Origin of the sequence: Clostridium sp. B9 (genome assembly GCF_050509515.1) — a bacterium.
Lineage (GTDB): Bacteria > Bacillota > Clostridia > Clostridiales > Clostridiaceae > Sarcina.
The window spans coordinates 1,085,213-1,107,310 of the sequence record NZ_JBNWKA010000003.1 but is presented as its reverse complement, the minus strand read 5'-3'; the positions used below and the strand labels follow the sequence as shown (position 1 = coordinate 1,107,310).

General features: G+C 27.5%; 21 protein-coding genes and 1 other annotated feature. Of the genes, 2 read left to right on the top strand and 19 right to left on the bottom strand.

Annotated features, from left to right (window positions below; genetic code table 11):
* Positions 1-14: 14 nt before the first annotated feature.
* From ACQZHJ_RS05010 to ACQZHJ_RS04975, 8 genes are all read right to left on the bottom strand, one after another.
* Positions 15-803: an HAD family hydrolase gene (locus ACQZHJ_RS05010; RefSeq protein WP_430484441.1), complete on the bottom strand. Its 789-nt coding sequence runs from the start codon at positions 801-803 to the stop codon at positions 15-17.
* 144 nt (positions 804-947) lie between these two features.
* Positions 948-1,712, bottom strand: coding sequence for a DeoR/GlpR family DNA-binding transcription regulator (locus tag ACQZHJ_RS05005; RefSeq protein ID WP_430484440.1), 765 nt, complete (start codon positions 1,710-1,712; stop codon positions 948-950).
* Between the two features lie 267 nt (positions 1,713-1,979).
* On the bottom strand, positions 1,980-2,831 hold the full coding sequence (gene zupT / locus ACQZHJ_RS05000) for a zinc transporter ZupT (protein ID WP_430484439.1): 852 nt from the start codon (positions 2,829-2,831) through the stop codon (positions 1,980-1,982).
* 318 nt (positions 2,832-3,149) lie between these two features.
* Entirely contained in the window at positions 3,150-4,319 is a 1,170-nt protein-coding gene (locus ACQZHJ_RS04995; protein WP_430484438.1) for an AI-2E family transporter, read from the bottom strand.
* A gap of 176 nt (positions 4,320-4,495) precedes the next feature.
* On the bottom strand, positions 4,496-5,491 hold the full coding sequence (locus tag ACQZHJ_RS04990) for a glycosyltransferase family 2 protein (protein ID WP_430484437.1): 996 nt from the start codon (positions 5,489-5,491) through the stop codon (positions 4,496-4,498).
* An 88-nt stretch (positions 5,492-5,579) separates the two neighbouring features.
* Positions 5,580-6,782: an alanyl-tRNA editing protein gene (locus ACQZHJ_RS04985; RefSeq protein ID WP_430484436.1), complete on the bottom strand. Its 1,203-nt coding sequence runs from the start codon at positions 6,780-6,782 to the stop codon at positions 5,580-5,582.
* Between the two features lie 266 nt (positions 6,783-7,048).
* The gene (locus ACQZHJ_RS04980; RefSeq protein ID WP_430484435.1) at positions 7,049-8,518 is read right to left on the bottom strand and encodes a DUF4179 domain-containing protein; all 1,470 of its coding nucleotides are present in this window, start codon (positions 8,516-8,518) and stop codon (positions 7,049-7,051) included.
* A 3-nt stretch (positions 8,519-8,521) separates the two neighbouring features.
* Positions 8,522-9,049, bottom strand: coding sequence for a sigma-70 family RNA polymerase sigma factor (locus ACQZHJ_RS04975; RefSeq protein ID WP_430484434.1), 528 nt, complete (start codon positions 9,047-9,049; stop codon positions 8,522-8,524).
* Between the two features lie 211 nt (positions 9,050-9,260).
* Here ACQZHJ_RS04975 and ACQZHJ_RS04970 point away from each other — a divergent pair, with 211 nt between their 5' ends.
* Positions 9,261-10,085, top strand: a complete 825-nt coding sequence (locus ACQZHJ_RS04970; protein ID WP_430484433.1) for a hypothetical protein — start codon at positions 9,261-9,263, stop codon at positions 10,083-10,085.
* 51 nt (positions 10,086-10,136) lie between these two features.
* On the opposite strand, the gene ACQZHJ_RS04965 is transcribed toward ACQZHJ_RS04970, so the two are convergent.
* From ACQZHJ_RS04965 to ACQZHJ_RS04940, 6 genes are all read right to left on the bottom strand, one after another.
* On the bottom strand, positions 10,137-10,643 hold the full coding sequence (locus ACQZHJ_RS04965; RefSeq protein WP_430484432.1) for a GNAT family N-acetyltransferase: 507 nt from the start codon (positions 10,641-10,643) through the stop codon (positions 10,137-10,139).
* 182 nt (positions 10,644-10,825) lie between these two features.
* Positions 10,826-11,374, bottom strand: a complete 549-nt coding sequence (locus ACQZHJ_RS04960; protein ID WP_430484431.1) for a GNAT family N-acetyltransferase — start codon at positions 11,372-11,374, stop codon at positions 10,826-10,828.
* Between the two features lie 403 nt (positions 11,375-11,777).
* Positions 11,778-12,686 carry a sensor histidine kinase gene (locus ACQZHJ_RS04955; RefSeq protein WP_430484430.1) on the bottom strand — a complete coding sequence of 303 codons (909 nt, stop codon included), beginning with the start codon at positions 12,684-12,686 and terminating at the stop codon, positions 11,778-11,780.
* A 61-nt stretch (positions 12,687-12,747) separates the two neighbouring features.
* Complete coding sequence (locus tag ACQZHJ_RS04950; protein WP_430484429.1) at positions 12,748-13,545, bottom strand: ABC transporter permease subunit; 798 nt, start codon at positions 13,543-13,545, stop codon at positions 12,748-12,750.
* Positions 13,538-14,458 (bottom strand): ATP-binding cassette domain-containing protein, encoded by a 921-nt coding sequence (locus tag ACQZHJ_RS04945; protein WP_430484428.1) that lies wholly within the window; start codon positions 14,456-14,458, stop codon positions 13,538-13,540. Before ACQZHJ_RS04945 ends, ACQZHJ_RS04950 begins: the two co-directional genes overlap by 8 nt.
* An 82-nt stretch (positions 14,459-14,540) precedes the next feature.
* Positions 14,541-15,230: a response regulator transcription factor gene (locus ACQZHJ_RS04940; protein WP_430484427.1), complete on the bottom strand. Its 690-nt coding sequence runs from the start codon at positions 15,228-15,230 to the stop codon at positions 14,541-14,543.
* Positions 15,231-15,394: 164 nt separating this feature from the next.
* Between ACQZHJ_RS04940 and ACQZHJ_RS04935 the strand changes: the two genes are divergently transcribed.
* Entirely contained in the window at positions 15,395-15,865 is a 471-nt protein-coding gene (locus tag ACQZHJ_RS04935; protein WP_430484425.1) for a hypothetical protein, read from the top strand.
* Positions 15,866-16,110: 245 nt separating this feature from the next.
* Here the strand turns inward: ACQZHJ_RS04935 and ACQZHJ_RS04930 are convergent, their stop codons facing one another.
* From ACQZHJ_RS04930 to ACQZHJ_RS04910, 5 genes are all read right to left on the bottom strand, one after another.
* Positions 16,111-17,133: a zinc dependent phospholipase C family protein gene (locus ACQZHJ_RS04930; RefSeq protein WP_430484424.1), complete on the bottom strand. Its 1,023-nt coding sequence runs from the start codon at positions 17,131-17,133 to the stop codon at positions 16,111-16,113.
* Positions 17,134-17,254: 121 nt separating this feature from the next.
* Positions 17,255-18,430 carry an aminotransferase class I/II-fold pyridoxal phosphate-dependent enzyme gene (locus ACQZHJ_RS04925; protein WP_430484423.1) on the bottom strand — a complete coding sequence of 392 codons (1,176 nt, stop codon included), beginning with the start codon at positions 18,428-18,430 and terminating at the stop codon, positions 17,255-17,257.
* Entirely contained in the window at positions 18,427-18,909 is a 483-nt protein-coding gene (locus ACQZHJ_RS04920) for an Lrp/AsnC family transcriptional regulator (protein ID WP_430484422.1), read from the bottom strand. Before ACQZHJ_RS04920 ends, ACQZHJ_RS04925 begins: the two co-directional genes overlap by 4 nt.
* Positions 18,910-19,187: 278 nt before the next feature.
* Positions 19,188-19,532, bottom strand: a binding site (T-box leader).
* Positions 19,533-19,620: 88 nt separating this feature from the next.
* Positions 19,621-20,610, bottom strand: coding sequence for a choloylglycine hydrolase (bsh, locus tag ACQZHJ_RS04915; RefSeq protein ID WP_430484421.1), 990 nt, complete (start codon positions 20,608-20,610; stop codon positions 19,621-19,623).
* A 271-nt stretch (positions 20,611-20,881) separates the two neighbouring features.
* The gene (locus ACQZHJ_RS04910; protein WP_430484420.1) at positions 20,882-22,096 is read right to left on the bottom strand and encodes an ABC transporter permease; all 1,215 of its coding nucleotides are present in this window, start codon (positions 22,094-22,096) and stop codon (positions 20,882-20,884) included.
* Positions 22,097-22,098: the final 2 nt, after the last annotated feature.

Sequence of the window (22,098 nt, the reverse complement as noted above, 5' to 3'; positions counted from 1 at the left end):
AAATATCTATAATTTTATAATCCAATTACTTCTTTTATCTGATACATAACTCCATCTTCATCGTTATTTTTCTCAGTAACAAATCTTGAAACCTTTTTAAGCTCATCATGAGCGTTCTCCATAGCATAACTGTGATATGCACTTTGCATCATCTCTAAGTCATTTAGATAATCTCCAAATACCATAGTTTCTTTAAAATCTATATCTAAAAGCTCTTGAATTTCTTTTATGGCTACTCCTTTATTCACTCCACCTGCTGTCATATCAAGCCATATATCACCTGCTATAGCAACTTGAAGCTCGTCCTTATATTTTTCAAAGTACTTATAACTATTCTTATCAGCACCACTGAAATCACACATAGTTACCTTTAAAATAGTGTCATCAACTTTTTCTAAATCATCTACTATTTCACATCTTGCATAATACTTTCTAACTTCACTTAAAAATTGTTCATCGGAACTTTCAACATAAGCTGAATTCTTTCCACATAAAACAATATTAGCATTATCTATGGTTCTTCCTATTCTTATAAGTTCGTTAGCAAGCTCTCTATCTAATCCATTTACTACAAGCTCTTTTCCTTTATAAACAACAAAAGTTCCATTTTCAGCTATAAATAGCATATCCTTTTTTATTTCATCAAACTCTTTTAATAGAGTGTAATATTGCCTTCCACTAGCTGCTGCAAAAAGTATCTCTCTCTTCTTTAGTTCTTCAAAGACATCATAAAACTCTGGGCTTAGCTCTTTTTTACTATTTAATAGAGTTCCATCCATATCTGTTGCAATAAATTTTATCATATATATGCCCTCCTAAGTATAAAATCTAAATTCTCAAAATCATTTCTATATTCTTAATTATTTTTAAAATTAATTTATTATCTATATTACTATTAAACATATGGCTTGTCCAACCTAATCTAACTATATACTTACCTAATCCAATCAATATATAATTGAAATATTCTTTTCATTTAGTAGCTCTAAAATCTCCTCATTAGGCTGATTATCACTTATTATAAAATCTATATCATCACATTTAGCAAATGAACATACTCCATCAGTATAAAACTTTTCATTTTCTGCTACTAAGTACGTTTTTATGCTAGATTTAATTATAGCATTCTTCATTCCTGCTTCTTCTAAATTAAAATTACTTATAAAATCATCCTTAAGGTTTATTCCACCAACCCCTATAAAGGATTTATGAAATCTATATGTCTTAACATCCTCAACAGCCTTTACTCCAGTAGTTCCTCCAAGATTCTTGTTATATCTTCCACCAATACAAATAACATCTATCGAAGGATGTGCATCAAAAAGTATAGATATTCTATTCATATTAGTTACAACTGTTACCTTCTTATTTGTTCCTAGCAACATACTAGCAATAGAATAATTAGTTGTTGATGCATCTAAAAAAATAACATCTCCATCTTTAATCTCATTTAAAGCTAACTTTGCTATTTTATCTTTTTCACTTAAATTTTTCATAAGTCTTGGCATTATGCTATCATCATGAACAGTTTGTCTCTCTAATATAGCTCCACCATAAGTTCTTTTAAGCTTTCCTTCTTGTTCAAGTTTTTGAAGATCTTTTCTAATCATTCCTTCAGTAACATCAAACCTTTCGCTTAAATCTTTAACAAAGACTTTTCCATCTCTTTTTAATATTCTTAGAGTTTCTTCTAACCTCTCCTCCATGAACATATTTTCATCCCCTGTCACTATTTAAAATCTATTATTGTTTGTTATTATTCTTTATTATTTATTCTTCTTTTTTCATTATATATTATCATTCTATTTCGTTCAAGTACTGTAATATATAAAAGTAAAATATATTACAATACTGTTTAATAAAACCTAAATATAATATTTTGAGAGTTACCAAACCTCTACACTATATTTAGGTTTTGATAACTCTCAAGTATATTCTCATAAGTCTTCTTATTAAATTTTTACACTAACTTACTTTATTTACAAGAATAATAATAAACTTACTGCCATAACTATCATTCCAGCTACTAATCCATAAATTGAAAGATGGTGTTCCCCGTACTTTCTAGCAGTAGGAAGTAGCTCATCTAGTGAAATAAACACCATTATACCTGCAACTGCTGCAAGTAAAATGCCTAAAGTCATATCGTTAAATATATTTCTAAGCAATGTATATCCAATTATAGCTCCAACTGGCTCTGACATCCCTGATAAGAAAGAATATTTAAAAGCCTTCTTTTTATCTCCTGTTGCATAATATATTGGAACTGAAACTGATATTCCTTCTGGTATATTATGAATTGCTATAGCAATAGTTATAGGAATTGCTAAATTAGGATCATCTAAAGCTGCAACAAATGTTGCTAATCCTTCTGGAAAGTTATGAATAGCTATGGCTAAAGCAGTTACAATCCCAGTTCTAAGTAACATTTTATCTTTAATTTCTCCGCATCTGGCTTCTTCTTCACCATTAAGTATTTCACCAAACTCCTCATTAATATTATTCATATCTTCCACACTTCTTATTTCATGTGGATTTTCTCCTTTTGGAACAAATTTATCTATTAAAGCTATTATTGCTATACCTGCAAAAAATGAAACTACAGTAACTAAACTTCCCATTTTTAAACCCATAGCACCAATAAGTGAATTTTTAGCTTCTTGGAATATTTCTATCATAGAAACATAAATCATAACACCAGCTGAAAATCCTAAACTGACACAAAGAAATTTTTTATTAGTTTTCTTAGCAAAAAATGCTATACAACTTCCTATCCCAGTAGCTAATCCGGCTAATAAAGTCAACATAAATGCTATAAATACACTATCCATATCTCTTCCCCCTTTATTAATTGATAATTATTTTCAATTATAAAACATTCCCCAAACTTTGTCTAGGTAATTGATAATAATTATCACCATTTTTTCTTTATAGAATATTCTATGTAAAAAACAGTCTCATGCTAACTTATCTCGAACAAGGTTGTGAAATTAATCCATTTAACTAAACATGGATAAAATATTTATAAAATCATCTTTAAACTTACTAAAATCAAAACTCATTAAAACATAGTAAAAAAATAAGATCTATAAACTATTCCTTAAGAACAGTTTATAGATCTTATAAGTATATAGAACTTATTAATTAGCTTATACTTTTTCCTCTTCTACTTGTTTATTTTCCTCAATTAACAGACCTTTTTTCTTTAATCTATTATTTGTGACACTTCCAAATACGAAGTATATAACAGCAGCAGTTGGAACACCTACTAACATTCCAATAAAGCCAAAGGCACTACCACCTATCATAATTGCAAGCATAACCCATAATGATGATAATCCTACTGATCCACCAACAACTCTTGGGTATATTAAATCTCCTTCAATTCTTTGAAGAACTAATATAAATACAACAAACCAAATAGCTTTTATTGGATCTATTATTAATATTAAGAAGAATGAAGGAATTGTTCCAATGAAAGCCCCTAATATAGGAATTAAGCTTGTTGTTCCTACAAGAACACTTATTAAGAAAGCATATGGCATTCTTAATGCTAACATTCCTAAAAAGCATAGAGTTCCTATTATTAAAGCTTCTGTACATTGTCCAACTATAAATCCTGAGAATACTCTATTTGTAGTTTGTCCAACATTTAATATCTTATCTGCAATATCTCTTCTTAAATATGCATACATTACTTTTTTAAGTTGACATATTAGTTTTTCTTTGCTTGAAAGCATATAAATTGCTAATACAAATGCTAAACAAAAATCAATTATTGCTGATGTTACATCAACTGTTACTCCAACTATATAAGATGCTAAACCACCAAACAAATGAGTTACAGTTTTTAATATTTCTTGCCAAGTATTCATTACCTGGTCCCAAACCTTACTTAATAGAACAGTTGAATCAGCATAATTATTCATGTTAACTTCAAATGTTTTTAAGTAACTTGGAATATTTTCCGTAAGTTTTATTATGCTTGATGTAATTTGAGGTACAACAAATAAAATTATTGCACTTATAGCACTCACTAAAACTACTATAGTTACAGTAATAGCTAAAGGTCTTTTTAAACTTTTAACCCAAGATTTCTTACTGTTATCTAATTTTTTAAAAAGCTTCCTTTCAAAAAATTTCATTGGTATGTTTAATACAAATGCTATTGCGATACCTAATATTAATGGTTTAACAAGACTTGTAATATAACCGACACCACCAAATATTGTTGAATACTTCATAAGTATAAAAGCTAGTACTATTCCATATGTAACAACAATTAATGCGCCTTTTAATTTCTTATCCTTAGAAAACACATTATCACCTCTCTATTCTATTGTTTAATTAATACACAAGTTTATTATAAAATCATAATGAATAATTTTTGTTATAATTTTAAAGTTATTCTAACTAAACTCTAATTAACCATACCATATTATTAAGTTTTTGTTAACACCTTGTTTTCTGTATTTTTTATTTTTTCATCGTAATTCTATTTACCTGAACGCTTTAAATACATATTTATAAATAACTTTGGTGTATATGCTGCAAGCTTTGTATAAATATATATATTTTTTCCATATCTATTACTTTTATAGGTAGATTTTTTTAGTGCTTTTTTAACATTTTTATCTTTAAGAACTCTTAAAGTATCTTCCTTAGTTCTAGTAGTTAAATACCCTAAAATTTGATACATTATATGTTCAACAGTAAATTCTTTTTCTATTATTCCTTTTAAATTTGGTTCTAAATTGTTTTTCTCAACAAACTCTACCAAATCGTCCATTGATTTTATAACTGTTATATTTTTATCTAAATTTGGATTGTTAGTTAAAGAATCTTCTCTTTGATAATAGAAAACTAAACTGTCCTCTATTCCTTTAACCTTTTCTGAACTTAAAAGAGCTTTAAATATAAAGTTTAAATCCTCAGCTCCATGAGCTCCTTCTAAAAACTTAATATTATTTTCTTTTAAGAAGCTTTTTTTATATATTAAACTTCCTGTCCAAAGTCTTATATTATTATTTTTGTAAGCATAAAAAACTTCTTTTCCATACTTCATTTTACCAAATTCAAAATTCTGTTTGTATTTTGCCTTTATGCTCTCATCTTCTTTTATTCTTTTATGATCAAAGAAGATGATATCTGGTTCATCTGAAATACTATTTTCTAAAATCTGAACTAAATTATTTTCTGCAAAATCATCTGAGTCTAAAAATAAAAGATATTTTCCTTTTGAATATTTTATACCTATATTTCTAGCTACACTTTGCCCTTGGTTTTTCTCACATCTTATGACTTTGTGATTTATATTGAACTTTTCTAGAAAAGCTTCACTTCTTTCACAAGTATTATCTATTGACCCATCATCAATAACTATTACTTCAAAATTATTTGATGTTTGTCTTTCTAAAAACATTAGATTTTTCTCTATGTATTTTTCTGAATTATAAGCAGGAATTATTATACTTAAAAATTTCTCACTCATCACATTTCATCTTCCTTTTAATTATTCTAGTATTCTTTTTAGTCTAATCAATTGATTGTTTTTTAAGCTTAATATGTTTTGAAAATTCCTATGCTAAAGCTGATTTTAATTTATTATTAGCATAATCAATTGCTACCTCAGTGTTACCATTATTTTTTCCTCCACCTTGGGCTGCAAATGGACTTCCACCACCTCTTCCATCAATTAGAGTTATAGCATCTTTTAATAAATCACCCATATTAACATTTTTTATCTCCTTAGAAGAATTGAATATTAAGTTAACTTTATCATCATTTTTCACTGCAAATAAAACTACAGCTTTATGATTCTCTGTAATTTTGTTTGCTAACTTTCCTATATGCTTAATATCTCCACCATCAAAAACCTCTTTAACGATAGTTACGTCTCTAACAAATTCTGATTCACTTATCATTTCTTTTATCTTATAATCGCCTATTTCAGCTTTAATCTTTTTATTCTCATCTGAAAGATTTCTATTGCTTTCTAAAAGGTTCTTAACTGCATTTAGAGTGTCTCCTTCACCAGATTTTAAAAGCTTACATATTTCTCCTAAGACTTCATCCTTAATAAAGAAATCTGAAACTGCTCTCTTACCAGCAACATACTCTATTCTTGTAGCATTTTTATGCTTTTCCCACCTTCTTATTTTTAAAACTTGAAGATCTCTTGTATTACTTGGATGTACTCCACAGCAAGCATTAACATCTAAATCTACTATCTCTACAATTCTTATTTCCTCATCTGTTTTAGGTAAAACTCTTCTTGTCTTAATCTTTTTTAATTCCTTTTTACTTGGAGCATAACTTTTAACTTCCAAGCTTTCAAATATTAATCTATTAGCTTCCTTTTCAGCGTCTCTTATAGTTTTTTCATCTAAGAATCCAACTATATCAACTGTACTTATCTTATCTCCTAAATGGAATCCACAAGTATTTGCTCCAAATAAATCAAAGAAACATCCTGAAAGTAAATGCTGACCTAAATGCTGTTGCATTCCATCAAATCTTCTTTCCCAATCTAGTTCACATTGAATATTTTTAAGCTTTTTAGGTTCTTTTTCTAGTACATGATAAACATTTCCGTTTTCCTCATAAACATCTATAACTTTTATTCCACCAATAGTTCCTCTATCCCCTGGCTGTCCGCCTCCACCTGGGAAGAATGCTGTTTGATCTAAAGTAACATGGAACTTTCCATCTACTTCTTTTACCTCTAGGATTTCTCCTTTGAATTCTCTTATGTATTGATCTTCATAATAAAGCTTTGTCATTCTAAATCCACACCTCAATCATTTTATAAATAGCCATAATATTAAACTCTTCTAATACTATCTTTTTACTATGATTTAACTAAAAAAATTTATAATTTCATGAAATTAAATATTTATAACTATCTATTTAATTTTTTCTTATATTAAATAGTATACTACTAAAATACCATTAAAATAAATTATAACATTTCTCCTAAAATAATATATATAGAAAATAAAAAAGAGTGCACTTTATTTTAAGTACACTCAAGCCCTTAATATCTTAATTATTTTAAATCAATTATTATTGAATTTCCTGCTCTTTCATAATATTCATCAATAGAAAAAACTGCTGAATAATCTCCTTCTGTCAAATCACCATCAAAACTTACTACGTACTTATTATCACCTAAATATTTAAGATTTTCTGCAAATGCTTTTTCAGTATCACCTATACTACTTGCTCCTATTGGAAATATTTTTTCTCCCCCTTTATTATTTACTATATATAAAGGCATTCCATAAATTGAATTCTCTGATTCAAAGTAAACTTTAGTTATTTTACCATCACTTTCAAGCTTATTTATTTTCGAATAAATTCTTCCATTATTCAATAAAATTTCTTTATCTCCTTCAGCATTCAACTTAATCTTTGATTCTTTATTTTCAGTAACACTTACATCTTCACTTGCAATAACATATTCTTTAGAACTTACTTTTTCTTGATTATTTTCTTCTGATTCTTGTTCAATACTATTATACATAGGCTTTCCTTTGAAAGGAATTACTGTTAAACTCTCGCTATCTTCATAAACTTCCTTGAAATTATAAGTAAAATATAACTGTATTCCTTTTTCTCCATATGGAAATCCACTAGAATTTGCTCCCTTAGGGACTATATATCTTCCTTTATTATCAAAAAGCACAAAATTCATATCACTATTGCTATCTTCCTCTTCATATTTAACTCCTTGTATAACGGTATTTATTGGAGTCTGTATAAATTTCTTTATTGTAGCGTCACCTAACTCTAAATTTAATTCCTTCTCATGTACATTTCCATTAACAAGTTCACTACTTACTGGTATATTGAAATCCCAATTTCCTTTTATATCACCCTCAGTTCCTAAACTTCCTAAGCTATCTATATTTATTTTTAAATTAAATTTATCTGGAATATCAATATCTCCACCAAATCTTTTCTCTCTTAACTCCTTAGGAACTAAATCATCTGAATTAACTGTGTAATCTCTCATACCAACATAAGTATTTTCGTTTATTAATTCTCCTCTTGCACCAAACCCCAAATTTAATTTTTTATTTTTTATCTTTAAATCCATATCAACTATATCTATTTCACTCTCAATAGGTTCATCTGATTGAACAGTATAAAATATATTAAGCTCTATCCCATCATAAGCAATTTTATTTATAGTAACTCTATATCCATTGCTCTCCTTAGTTACATTTAAATCTGATGAATACTTATCATAATTCTCATATCTATTATCATCAAAAACTTCAAATATCTTTCCTATAACAGGAATGTTTTGTGCATATGTTGGCATAGTTATACCAAATATCAATGTACCTACAACACATGCTGCACAAACTCCAGCCACCTTTTTATATTTTTTCTTTCCTAATTTATTAAAAGCATCATTCATCTTTTTATTTGACTCCTCTGGGACAACATTTATCTCTTTTTTCAATTTATCTCTAATTTCTTTATCAAATAAATCATCTCTATCTCTCATTTACTACTTAACCTCCATAAAATTTCTAAGCTTTTCTCTTGACCTTGTAAGCCTTGACCTTACAGTCCCCTCTGCTATATTAAGCATCTCTGCTATATCCTTAGCAGACATATCTTCAAAATAAAATAGTACTGTAGTAACTCTTAATTCTTCGCTTAGTGAATTAATTGCATAAGTTAACTCCATATTTTCATACTCTTCAGTATAACTCTCTGCATTTTCTAACTTCTCTAAAAATACAGTTTTCTTATTTCTTCTTAGAATAAGATTACATTCATTTATAAGAATCCTTATTATCCAAGTCCTAAAGAACTCATCATTCTTTAGAGTAGCTATTTTCTCATATGATTTTATTATTGTATTTTGAAGTGCATCCTCTACATCTTCTTTATTGCTAAGAATCCCTCTAGCAACCCTATAAATATTTAATCTATTTTCATCTATAAGACTTAAAAATGCCTTTTTATCTCCTTTTTTTGCTTGAGCAACTACTGAATGCTTTCTATAATCTAAAAATGATAATAACTCCACAATTCTCCTCCTAAAATACTAACTTAGCTAAGCTTTATACTTATTAGATGGTTTATCATATTAAAACGCTCCCTTAAAAACAAAAAAATTATAACTTTTCATGTTTCTTGTCAAAAACATTTTAATTTACTATAATTGGATATATACAATTTGTTTAAAAAATTTTAATTTTAGTTACATTTCAATTGATTAATAAAAGAGGTGGAAACTTATGAAAAAGAAACTTATATGTGGAATGTTAGTAGGAAGTTTAATCTTTTCTAGTGTTATTTTAACTGGATGTGGAAATTCAAGTGATATAGATCAAAATACTACAAACCAAGAACAAAATACTGCTCCAGAGGCAAATTCTGACAATTCATCAGCTAATGCTAATGAAACTGAAAACTCATCTAATAATCAAAACGACTTAAATAACTCTAAAGCCAAAAACTCTGATAGTAGTAAAGATAATTCTAAAGCTATCTCAAATGATAAAAATAAAAAAGAGCCTTCAAATTCATCTAAAAATGAAACTGAAAACTCTAAAAATATAGATAAAGATACTTCATCTAATACTGAATCAAGCAACTCAAATTCTGAGACTAATGATTCAAATAATAAAAATTCAAAAGATAATACAAATATTGATAGTTCAAAAAATACAGCTAATTCAACTAATAAAGATATTTCAAAGGATTCATCAGCTAAAGAAGTTAATAACCTTTCAATGCAACAGCTAGCTGATAAAATAGCTGACTTTGAATATGGTGGAAATGTTAAATACATAACACCAGTAAAGCCTCTAGGTTCTGGCAAAGACTTAACATACGAAGAAGATTCATCAAGCAATATATTTTTCTGTTCTGATGATAAATTTGATAGTAAAAACTTAAAGTATGGTACTTTAGTTAATCTTTTCGGATATGATAAGAAAAGTGATTCATACTCATTTAGAGTAACAAATTATGAATCATTAAAAAATGGTGGAACAGGTACTATAGACTATGGAACTATAACTTCTCAAGGTAAGATAAATTCTGCTAATGCAAACTAAAAATACTTAAATAAAAAAATAAGGATGCCTTAAGACATCCTTATTTTTTATCTATTTATAATGTTGATCATATTGTAATCTATATCTAAACTTTTCTAGCTTATAAAGCCCTTCTTTATCTAATTCCCTAAGATTATACTTATGCTCATAACCTAAACTTTTATAAAAGTCACAAGCAGTAATAGTTGAAGGAACTTCTACTCTTTTAGACCTTAAGAAATATTCATCCTCTTCTAAAGCTTCTACTATTTTTCTTCCTATACCTTTTCCTTGTAGTTCTGGTTCTACAAACACATTTAATAAAATACTTTCACTATCACTTCCTGATATATTTGCTATGGATCCACACCCAATAACTTTACTATTTAAACTCGCAACATACATATGGGAAGTTTTATTAAGCTCTAAAATTTTCTCGTTATCAAATTCATCTGCTAACTTTTTCATCTCTTCTTCATTATAATCTTTTATATTAACTTCTAAAAAATTTTTTCTTATTATCTTTGAAACTTCATTTGCATCAGTGTCTTTAAATCTTCTTAATTTTAAGTCTTTCATCTTAATTCACCCCAGTCACAATTTAATTGTACATCTATATACAAAACTTATCTAGTATCTATTACCACATTAAGAAGTCATAATTCTTGATTATTTTAATATACTGTCCATATATTTGAAAAAACTTTAATATACAATGAAAGTTAAAACTCAATTATAAAAATATTATATTTAGGAACTCTCTAATATAATCTATTTATATATTCTTCTTTTGATATATTGTAGTATAAAGCTTTAACCTCTTTATTTCCTAAAAGCTCTAATACCTTATCTCTTGTAAATTTATATTTTAAACCATTCTTTTCACAAACTCTTTTTGAGTTATTATTATCTTCAAAATGGCAACACCAAATTAAATCTAAATCCAACTGATTAAATCCATAATCATATAAAGAATTAATAGCTTCTCCCATTATCCCTTGTCCCCAATATTTAGGATTTAAAACAAATCCAAACTCTCTTTGATTTAGATGAGCCAAATTTTTATCCGGCATTCTGCGATGAAGTCCTATACTGCCAATAACCTTATTTTCTGATTTTAATAAAATAGCAAACACTTCATCACTTTTTATAAAATGTCTAAGTATACTCTTACTATCCTCTATACTTTTGTGTACTGGCCATCCAGCATTAGGTCCTACAATCTCATTGCTGGCATATTCATATAAATCATTTAAATCTTCTTCTTCCCATGTTCTTAAAATAATTCGTTTGCTTTCTATTATCGTCATAAACCTAGCCCCTTTCTAGAGTTCTAACTCATAAAAATTTTCACTCTCCAAACATATAAATATATTTTCAATTTACATCAATATATGTTTTCAAAAATATGTTAAAATCTATTATACACTTTTTACTTATCTTGTAAACATTATAGAACTAATAATTTTATGCTATTATTTAACTATAAATACCAAATCTATTAAGACATATTGATATTTCTAATAAATTATCCATACTCACTAAAAAAGATAAAAACCTTTATAAACTTTAAAATAAATTTTTAATACTCAAAACAAAAGTTTTTTGAGTTTACCTCTTAAATTCCCAAAGTATATTATAAATATTTATAATAAAAAAACTCTATAAAATAACTATAGGTTTCTCTCCTAATTAGTAATTCTATAGAGCTATCTATTCAAATTTATTCCATTCACATTCTATAAGTAAAAAATCTCCTTCTAACCTTGCAGAAGCTCTTCCCTTCATTTTCTCCATAAAACTTCCAACAATTGACAAACCTAATCCTGTACTATTTTTATTAATTCCTCTTGATTTATCAGCTTTGTAGAATCTATCAAAAAGATGATTAACATCACTTTGAATTAACCCAACTGCTTTATCTTTAATTATAAGAACTATACTGCCTTCTCTATCTTCTAATAAAATCTCTACATTTCCCTTTGAATGCTTAAGTAAGTTACTTATAAGATTTTCTATAATTCTTTTTACTGCTTGAAGATCACCTAATATTGAAAAATCCTCTCCTCTAATAATAATCTTAGGCTCTACCCCCTTTAGTGAAAACTCATCGTAAAATCCTGTTATTACTTCAGTAAAAACTTCATATAAATTTATTTTTTGAAAAGTTAGTTTATAATCTGAAGACTCAACCAAAGATAATGTGAAAAAATCATCTAATAAACTCTGTAAGTCCTTAGCTCTTTCCTCTATTTTACTCAAATACTTCTTTACTATATTATTACTAAACTCTCCTCTTCTCATAATTTGAATATATCCAAGCACTGATGTAAGAGGTGTTCTTAAGTCGTGTGAAATATTAGCTATTGTATCTTTTAAAATATTCTCTTTTTTATTTTGATCAGCCTGAAGCTTTGTAAAAACATCTATATTATTGTTTATTTCTTGAGCTAAGCTTTCAATATCTTTATCAAATAATGATATATCTATTTTCTTTCTGTTTTTAAACTCTGTATAATCCCTAAGTTGTTTATTAATGCTTCTTATTTCTTTCTTTATGTAAAATAAATAGGTGAGTAAAAAACCCACCAAAATACTTAATCCTATAACAACTAAAAGCATTCACTCACCGTCCTTTATTTAAATGTGTTAATTTAATATTAAATTAGATTCTAAACTCAAATTATTTAATCTCTTGTTTGTTAAAGACAATACAACCTAATATATTTGTTACTACTATGATTATTAAGCAGTTTATTATCCATGTAGAAAAAAGTGGGTTGTTTATTGGCTTTGCTGCAAAATCTAAAATCATAAATGATGGCTCTTTATCAAATAAATAATTACCCCATTTCTCTATGATTAAGGCTGTTCCTAAAAAAGTATATAATGCCCCAAATGTTGCTATTACCGCTTTATTTTTTATAATAGTAGCTAGTAGGCTATATATACTTGCAATTGTAGAAAGTATTATAATCCAAATTCCTGTAGCCTTTAACACTTCCACTATTATGTCTTTCGTCAAAGCATCTTTTGATTGAAATATTACACTTAAAATTCCCATTGAAACTACTAAAGTAAATATAATAATTATTGCCACACCTATAAATATAGTTATAATATTAGCTAAATATATTTTGCTTCTACTATGACCATAAGAAATTACATTCTTTAAAGTCCCATTCTTATATCTAGAAATAACCATATCTACAACTAAAAATAAAATTATAATTATTATGAACGGACTTAGTGAAACTGTAGAGTAAAAAAATTTAATATAACTTTCATTACCAACTATGTCTCCCATAGTAAATCCATAAAATCTATCATTCATAAAAGCTCTATTTATAGCCAAAAAATTATCTTCTGATAAAAATAATATATTTAGTAATAGTATAATTAAAGTCATTGAAATAAGGCTTATTTTCAATACACTACTTTTTCGTAATCTATAAAAATCACTCTTTAGCAAATTAATCATCTTTTCTTCCTCCTAATAATCCCATAAAATAACTTTCTAAATTCTCACCTTTTACAGAAAGCTCCTCTACTATAACATCATTATTAAGAAGATTTTTTGATACCTCTCCTGGATTATTTATATAATCATATAGCCTAATAATTCTTCCTGGTAGAACCTTAAAGTTATTAGTATTGAGTATATTTTCAATAACCCAAGCTGCCTTATTAACATTATTAACTTTAATTTCTAATGAAGTTTTACATCTTTCATTTAATTCATCTGAACTAATCTCCTCAACCAATTCTCCATTATTTATTATTCCATAACATGTTGCTAATTGACTTAACTCTCCTAAAATATGACTTGATATTAAAATCGTAATTCCTTTATCACTATTTAACTGCTTTAGAAGTTCTCTTAATTCTATTATTCCCATAGGATCTAAGCCATTAGTTGGCTCATCAAGAATTAAAAACTCTGGATCACCTAGTAAAGCCATTGCTATTCCAAGTTTTTGCTTCATTCCTAAAGAAAAGTTTTTAATCTTTTTCTTTTCAACTTTATCAAGTCCAACTAAGGCTAGTTTTTCCTCAATACACTTCTTACCTGGTATTCCTTTTTGAAGTCTTAAGAGTTCCATATTCTCACAAGCTGTCATATTAGAGTAGAATGCAGGATTTTCAATTAATGATCCTATTCTTTTCCTACCATTTATAATATCCTTAGGTGAATCTTGTCCAAATAATTCTATTCCACCATTAGTTATTGATGATAGTCCAGTTATCATTCTTATTAAGCTTGTCTTACCTGCTCCATTTTTTCCTATAAAGCCATATATATCGCCTTTTTTAATGTTTAAATTAACTCCTTGAACAGCAAACTTTCTGCCGTACTTTTTACTTAAGTTATAAGTTTTCAAAACATAATCCATTTCTCATCCCTCACTTTCTTATAAGAATAATATAAAATATTAATCCTAATTAACTTCAAAGAAAGTCTTAAGAAAGTCTTAATTAATCAAATTTATATCCAATTCCCCAAACAGTTTTTATATATTCTTCTTTTGCTCCTACTTTTGATATTTTACTTCTCAAATTACTTACATGAACCGTTATAGTATTATCATCACAAAGAAAATTCTCTCCCCATATACTCTTAAATAGATTACCTTTTGAAAAAACCTTCCTAGGATTCTCTATAAAAAGCTTTAATATATCAAATTCTCTTGTTGTTAAAGCAAGTTCTACACCATTGACGAAAACTTCTCTATTATCAGCATTCAATTGTATTTCTTTATATTTTAATTCACTTGTTTCTTCTTTATTTTTAGAAAATTCTAAAGCTCTTCTTAAATTTGCATATACTCTAGCTAGTACATCATCAACATCAAAAGGCTTCATTATAAAATCATCTGCTCCATTTTTAAATGCATTTATTCTAAATTCTTTTCCTTCTTTAGCCGAAATAACTATAATAGGTACACTACTCCTTTTTCTTACTTCCTCTAAAATCTCTTCTCCTGATTTTCCAGGAAGCATTAAATCTAATAATATAAGTGAAAAAGTTTGATTACTTAAATAAATCAAAGCTTCAGTACCTGAATAAGCAGACTGAACCTTGTATCCCTCTTCATTTAATATATCTTTTAATAATTCATTTATATCATTATCATCTTCTATAACTAAAATATTTATATCTCTCATAACACAAAACCTCTTATTCATTAAAGTCCTAAATCAATATTAACATAATTTAGTAAAATAACCTTTGAAGAAAAAATAAATTTTCTATTATTTCAAAAAGCAGGATAATTTTTGACTACAAAAAGGAATTGTTGTAAACTAAGAAATAAAATCTAATTATAAGGGTGATTTTTTTGGCACTGATTATTTTAGGAATCTATATTTTAATTAATATAGTTTTATTACATAAAACTAAAAAATTTAGAAAAAATAAAAAAGTGGTAACTATAAGAATTGTAAGTCTTGTAGCAATCATAATGTTTTTATTATCAATGCTTGTACTTGCTTCAAGTGCTATGGGAGTATTGAAAAACGGAAATTTATTAAACATAATTATTCCAATAATATATTTCTTCATTCTATTGTTTATTTCATATAAATTCATATGCTTATATATAACAGATGAAGCAATAATATTTGGATATAATGCTTATTTATTTAAAGAAATTAAGAAAATTGAAATTAGAAAAATAAAAAATAAATATCATATTACTATTTACATAAAAGGGACTACCTTATATTTCAAGCTTAGCTATTTAAACAAGAAAAAGCTTCTTGAATCACTTCATGGAAAAGTCCTATGTATAAACCTTTAATATTAGGCTCTATTTTAAGTGAGTGTTGATTTCTAGCTATATCTAAAAATCAACACTGGTCTAAAATAGATCATAATATAAAACTGAAGGGTTGTATCAAAAAGTATTTTGATACAACCCTTTTATTCACCTATAAACTAGATATATTATTAAGTATGCATATATCAACTTCACAATTTAATTAGCCTTAAAGCTCTATTATGCTTTTTTATTCTACTTTATATAGAAAAATATTATTTTAGTATCTAACTTGCACTTAAAGATACATTGTAGAATTTAAGACTAGGGTCTATGAATTTTCCCTCTTTTACATTGTAGTTGCAGAAATAATATAGGAATCTTGCTAATTGTATTTCTGCCATATTTAATGTTCTTATAGCTGCTAATGCTTGTTCTCTTGAATAATCTTCACGGGTATCTTCAACAAAATCTTTAGCATATTCTGCACTTTCATCCCCTAAATATCTGCAGTAATCATCAAAGTCTAAATCGATATTTTTATAATAAACATCTAATACTTTATGTCTTTCATCTTCTTTAAAAACAGCTTCTCCTTCATCTTTTAAGATATAAGAAAATAATTCTCCATATGTAGGAACTCCACTTAAAATGATTTTCTCATTTTTATTTTCTTCACCTAAAATTTCTTTTATATCATCATCACCTTTTAGCCACCCTTGAGCTAAATTTTCAAATCTACTGTGGTTTGAGAATTGTCCTTTTCCTATTTTTTTTATATCAAATTTATTAAATATACTCATTATAAATTCTCCAGGCTTTGCAATGTTATGAGTTACATGGTGTGGTTCACTCATATCAGCTAAATAATGACAAGCAAAGCTTAAATACTTCATGCATTTTTTTCTCTTTCCCTTATCTCTATACTTTAAGGCTTTTTTCCCAAAGAATATAAACTTACACATAGCGGTTTTTCCTTTTCCTAAACCTCCAAAATAATTATCTTTATTTTCCCCATGATAGAAGTGAAATGAGAATAATGTTAAAACTGATCTTATCATTATATCTGGCTTTCTAGAGTACGATGGTCTAATCCATCCAAGACTTTTACTAACATTGTAATTTAGCTCTAATATGTCCATACACCATTTTAAATTTTTATAAAAAACTCTATTATTTAAATATCTACTATTATCACTAATTACTATTCTATTAGCTTGCTCCAATAAGATATCATGAGTATTAGATTTCTTAAAGGATTTTTGTATTATCTTTGGCATTTTCTTTAGTATCTTTTTCATGTTATCCATGGGTTATCGCCTCCAGCTTATATATAATAATTATATCACCAAGGTAAAAATTATTTTAACCGCAAAAAAAGGTAGCAAAGGTCAAATTAACCTATTACTACCTTTTATAAAAGATTATCTACTACTCTTGTACTTTATGTTTTTCAACAAATCTTCTTATTCTTTTAACAGCTTCCATTATATCTTCCATTGAAGCTGCATAACATGCTCTTATGAATCCTTCTCCACACTCTCCAAAAGCATTTCCTGGCACTGCAAGTACCTTTTCTTCGATAAGAAGCTTTTCACAGAATTCATCTGAAGTCATTCCTGTAGATTTTATGCAAGGGAATACATATAAAGCTCCTAATGGTTCAAAACAATCTAATCCCATGCTTCTAAAACCTTCAACTAAAATTCTTCTTCTTCTATTGTATTCTCTAGCCATTTCAGCTACACTTTCATCTCCATTTTTTAATGCCTCTATAGCAGCATACTGAGCAGTTGTTGGAGAACACATTATTGCATATTGATGTATCTTTTTCATAGCATCAATTAGAACTCTATGCCCACAAATGTATCCTAATCTCCATCCTGTCATAGCATAAGCCTTAGAAAAACCATTTATAACTAATGTTTTTTCCTTAACTTCTGGAAAACTAGCTATAGAAACATGCTCTTCCCCATATGATAGCTCTGCATATATCTCATCAGAAATTATTATTACATCCTTATCCTTTAGAACTTCAACAATTCCTGCAAGCTCTTCTCTATTCATTATTGCTCCCGTTGGATTATTAGGAAATGGAATAATTACAACCTTAGTTTTTTCTGTAATTGCCTCCTCTAAAAGCTCAGGTGTTAATTTGAAATCATCCTCTGCTCTTAAATCTATTGTCTTTGAAGTAGCTCCTGTAAAAGCTGTACAGCCCTTATATGCAACAAAACTTGGCTCTGGAATTATAACTTCATCTCCTGGTCCAACTAAGGCTCTTAAAGCTAAGTCTATTCCTTCACTACCTCCAACAGTAACAAGTATTTCATCCTTTGGATTATATTTTAAATCAAATCTTCTGTGTAAGTACTTAGAAATTTCTTCTCTTAATTCAATAAATCCTGCGTTTGATGAATAGTGAGTATGTCCTTGCTCTAAAGAATATATACCTGCTTCTCTAACATTCCATGGAGTTACAAAATCTGGTTCTCCAACTCCTAGCGAAATAACATTATCCATCTCATTTATTAAATCAAAATATTTTCTAATACCTGAAGGTGGCATATTTTTAACATTATCTAAAATCATATTCTCTAGTATCATATAAATAACATCTCCCTATCATCTGTTTTCTTTTCTCTAAAGATTGTTCCATGATCCTTGTATTTCTTTAATACAAAGTGTGTTGCTGTTCCTGTAACATATTCTTGGATTGCAAGTTTATCAGACACAAACATTGCAACCTCCTTCATTGTCTTACCTTCAACAATAACAGTTAAATCAAATCCACCTGAAGACATTAAATAACATGCCTTAACTTGTGGAAATTGATATATTCTCTCAGCAACCTTATCAAATCCAACACCTCTTTGAGGAGTTATCTGAACCTCTATTAAAGCTGTAACAGTTTCCCTTCCTGTATTCTCCCAATTTATAAGTGTAGTATATCCTGCGATTATACTCTTTTCTTCATAATCTCTTATGGCCTCTCTAACTTCCTCAACTGTTTTGCCTGTCATAACAGCTATCTCTTCATCAGTGTATCTACTGTTTTTCTCTAAAACTTCTAAAATTTCTTCCATGACACATTGGCCCCCTTTGTTATTACTTATTTTATTTAAACAATTTATTTGTATTTAGCTTTTTAATTATTAATTACTCTAAAGTTTAATATGACTTAATTACTATACTTTTATAACATTTTTTAATACTATATGTGTTATGATAAAGCTTTTACACTTTTAAACAACTTAGTCAATCTTTCTAGACTGTTTACTTAATTAATTTTAAGATATATCCAGAAATAAACACTCACTTTAAACAGAGTCAAATTTAAATAAAAAAAGCTCCATCATCCCAATAAAGGGACGAAGGAACTACTTCGCGGTACCACCCTAATAAGCAAAATAAATTTGCTCACCTCAGCTAGAAATCTATTGAGGTATTAACTAGTATAAATCTCAATCTAATTTCTATCCTCTTTAACGGGAGGAACTCGTCTTAATCTAATTAAAAGTTCAAAACTATTATTTCATAAATACTTCAAATAAAATATTGTATTAATTTCATTTGATTTCACATTAAACTTTTAGTTCTCAACAAGAAGCTCTGAGACTGCTTCTACTAAGTTTTCTTACTAAATCACACCAACCTTTAGCTCTCTGAAAAGTTTACTCAGTATACTATTTCTCTTCAATGCCTCTACACTTTTTTGTGTTTTTTATAATTATATACACAAATTTTAATAAATTCAATATTTTTTTATAAAAATTAATACAAATTTATTTCCTTTGCTAATTTTCATAGTTTATATTTAAAGTTGTATTATACTTATAAACTTTCATTTCTTTCCCATCTAAATTTTCTTTTTTCATGCCTATTGCATTTACTTGATTATTCTCATAAGTATTATAATAATAAACTCCCTCTTCTAAATCCATACACGCTGTATATTGAGTCAAATCATTTTTTCCAGCTGGTGTTACAACAGATCCACTAATCATAGCCACATTATTTAATATATGAAAAAACTCCATAATATTTATTGAATCCTTGGCATTTTTCATCATAGCATCTCTTAATAAAGCAACTCTTATAAATCTAGATGCTGGAGTAAAATCACCTGGCAATCCAACTAAACCTGTTCCTTGACCTAAAGCAGTTAAATCTTCATTCCCTACTTGTAATGATGTAATTTGGTTATAATTCATGCTTAAGTATTGGCGTAAATTAGTCATATGCCAATCAAAAGTTGGAGAATTAGTAAGAACTCCAACATTATTATCAAATACTTTTAACCCATCTTTAGATTGTTCTACAACTATTGATTTGCCTGTAGAATCACCGATAATCCAATGTAGAGTAGAATTAGGTACATTTTTACTAATTCTTTCATCTACTAATATTGTATTTTTTAAAACTTCTTTAACTTCCTCAACAGAACTAAAATTAGCTAAGATCCATAGTGTAAAGTCATATTGTGGAATATTCTCTTTTCCTATACTTCTTTCTTTAGGATAATATGCATATCCAGGGAAGTTTAATCCTGCAACTCCTAAACCTTTTTCATTAAAGCCATCTGCAAAAGTTGGATATTCATTAAAAATAGTTCCCATTCCAAGAACTGCATATTTAGGTGTAACCTTTCTACCTGTTTCAGTATTTATCCCTTCATAATTTCTTGGTAAAAAAATTATTGATTGATTAAATGAAAATTCAATATCCATATTTCTACCAAAAAAATAATTACCATTCTTTGATTCTAAAATTAATCCCGTACACATTTAAATCACTCCCATACAATTTCTTCTTTCTGAGTAATATACTACAAAATTAATATTTTTTCACTTTTATTAATTGTTACATTAATTATTTTACCAGTAATTTTTTATATGATTCTGATTAAAATCACCATTTATTGTTTGTGTTACTAATTAAATACATAGTATTTTACAAAACTATCTTAAATTTATTTTATTAACCATTTATATAAACAAATAGAGATTGTATTAAATTTTAAAATTAATACAATCTCATATAATAATTAATTCTATATTATTCTTTTCCTCTAATAATTTTAATTAACGAAGCTTTTTTACCATAATGTAAAGTTCCCTTTTTGTATAATTTACTACTAAAGTATCCTACTATTATTATAAATCCTACGTTAATTATTGTAGTTATTAAAACTTCCATAAAGGTTACCTTTGATAAAACAATTCTTTCAAACATTATTAAAGGAGAAGCAAATGGAATATAACTAAATACCTTTGCTAAAGTTGATTCAATGTTAAACATACAGTTCATTGCAAGCATGAAAACTCCAACGAATATTAATGTTATAGCTCCCATTGATGAGTTTACATCCTGTGCACTTGTAGCTAATGAAGCAACTGCTGCATAAAGCATTGAGAATGTTAAATATCCTAAAAGGAAATATGCAACAAAAGCAAATATAATTCCAGCATTTAAATTTAGTGAGCTTATAGCCTCTAAACTTACTCCTGAAGTTTTAAGCATGACCAGTCCAAATCCTAAGAATAGCGCTATTTGTGTAAGTCCAACAGCACACACACCTAATACCTTTCCAAAGAAAAGTTCCATAGGCTTAGCCATTGTTATTAATGTTTCCATTATCCTATTACTCTTTTCTTCTATAACTGAGTTAGCAACCATAGAACCAAAAGTAAGGGTTATAATGTATATTCCAAATACAAGAGCATAAACAAGTACCATTCTCTCCTGTGAAGCATTTCCACTCTGTACTACTTCTAACTGAGCAGGCGTCATTATATTCGCATATTCCTCTGGAGTTAAATCAAACTTCTGCATAGTAAAAGTAAACTTAGTATCATTTAAAATCGTATTTACTTTCTTACTTAATGAATCTCCTGGCATCTCATTTACATATAACTTACCTGTTACTTCTTGTCCTGCTGAAATTTCAAGCAAAGCCTTGTATTTTGAATCTCCACTTTCAATTTGTTTTTTAACTGTTTCAGCTTCGTTTGTATTATTATTTAATACTATTTCAAAATCATTATCATTTAATCTCTCTAAAACATCTTTGCTTATAAGATTTTCTCCTGCTGGCATACTTACCATTATTGAATCTCTTGAAGAATCCCCACCCTTGAATAATCCAACAATCTTATCCATATTAAAGAATCCAAGCATTAATATTAAAGTAATTATTGTGGAAATTATAAGTCCTTTATTTTTTATGGTTTCCGTGTAAGTAAAACTAAAAATACTCCAAAACTTTTTCATTA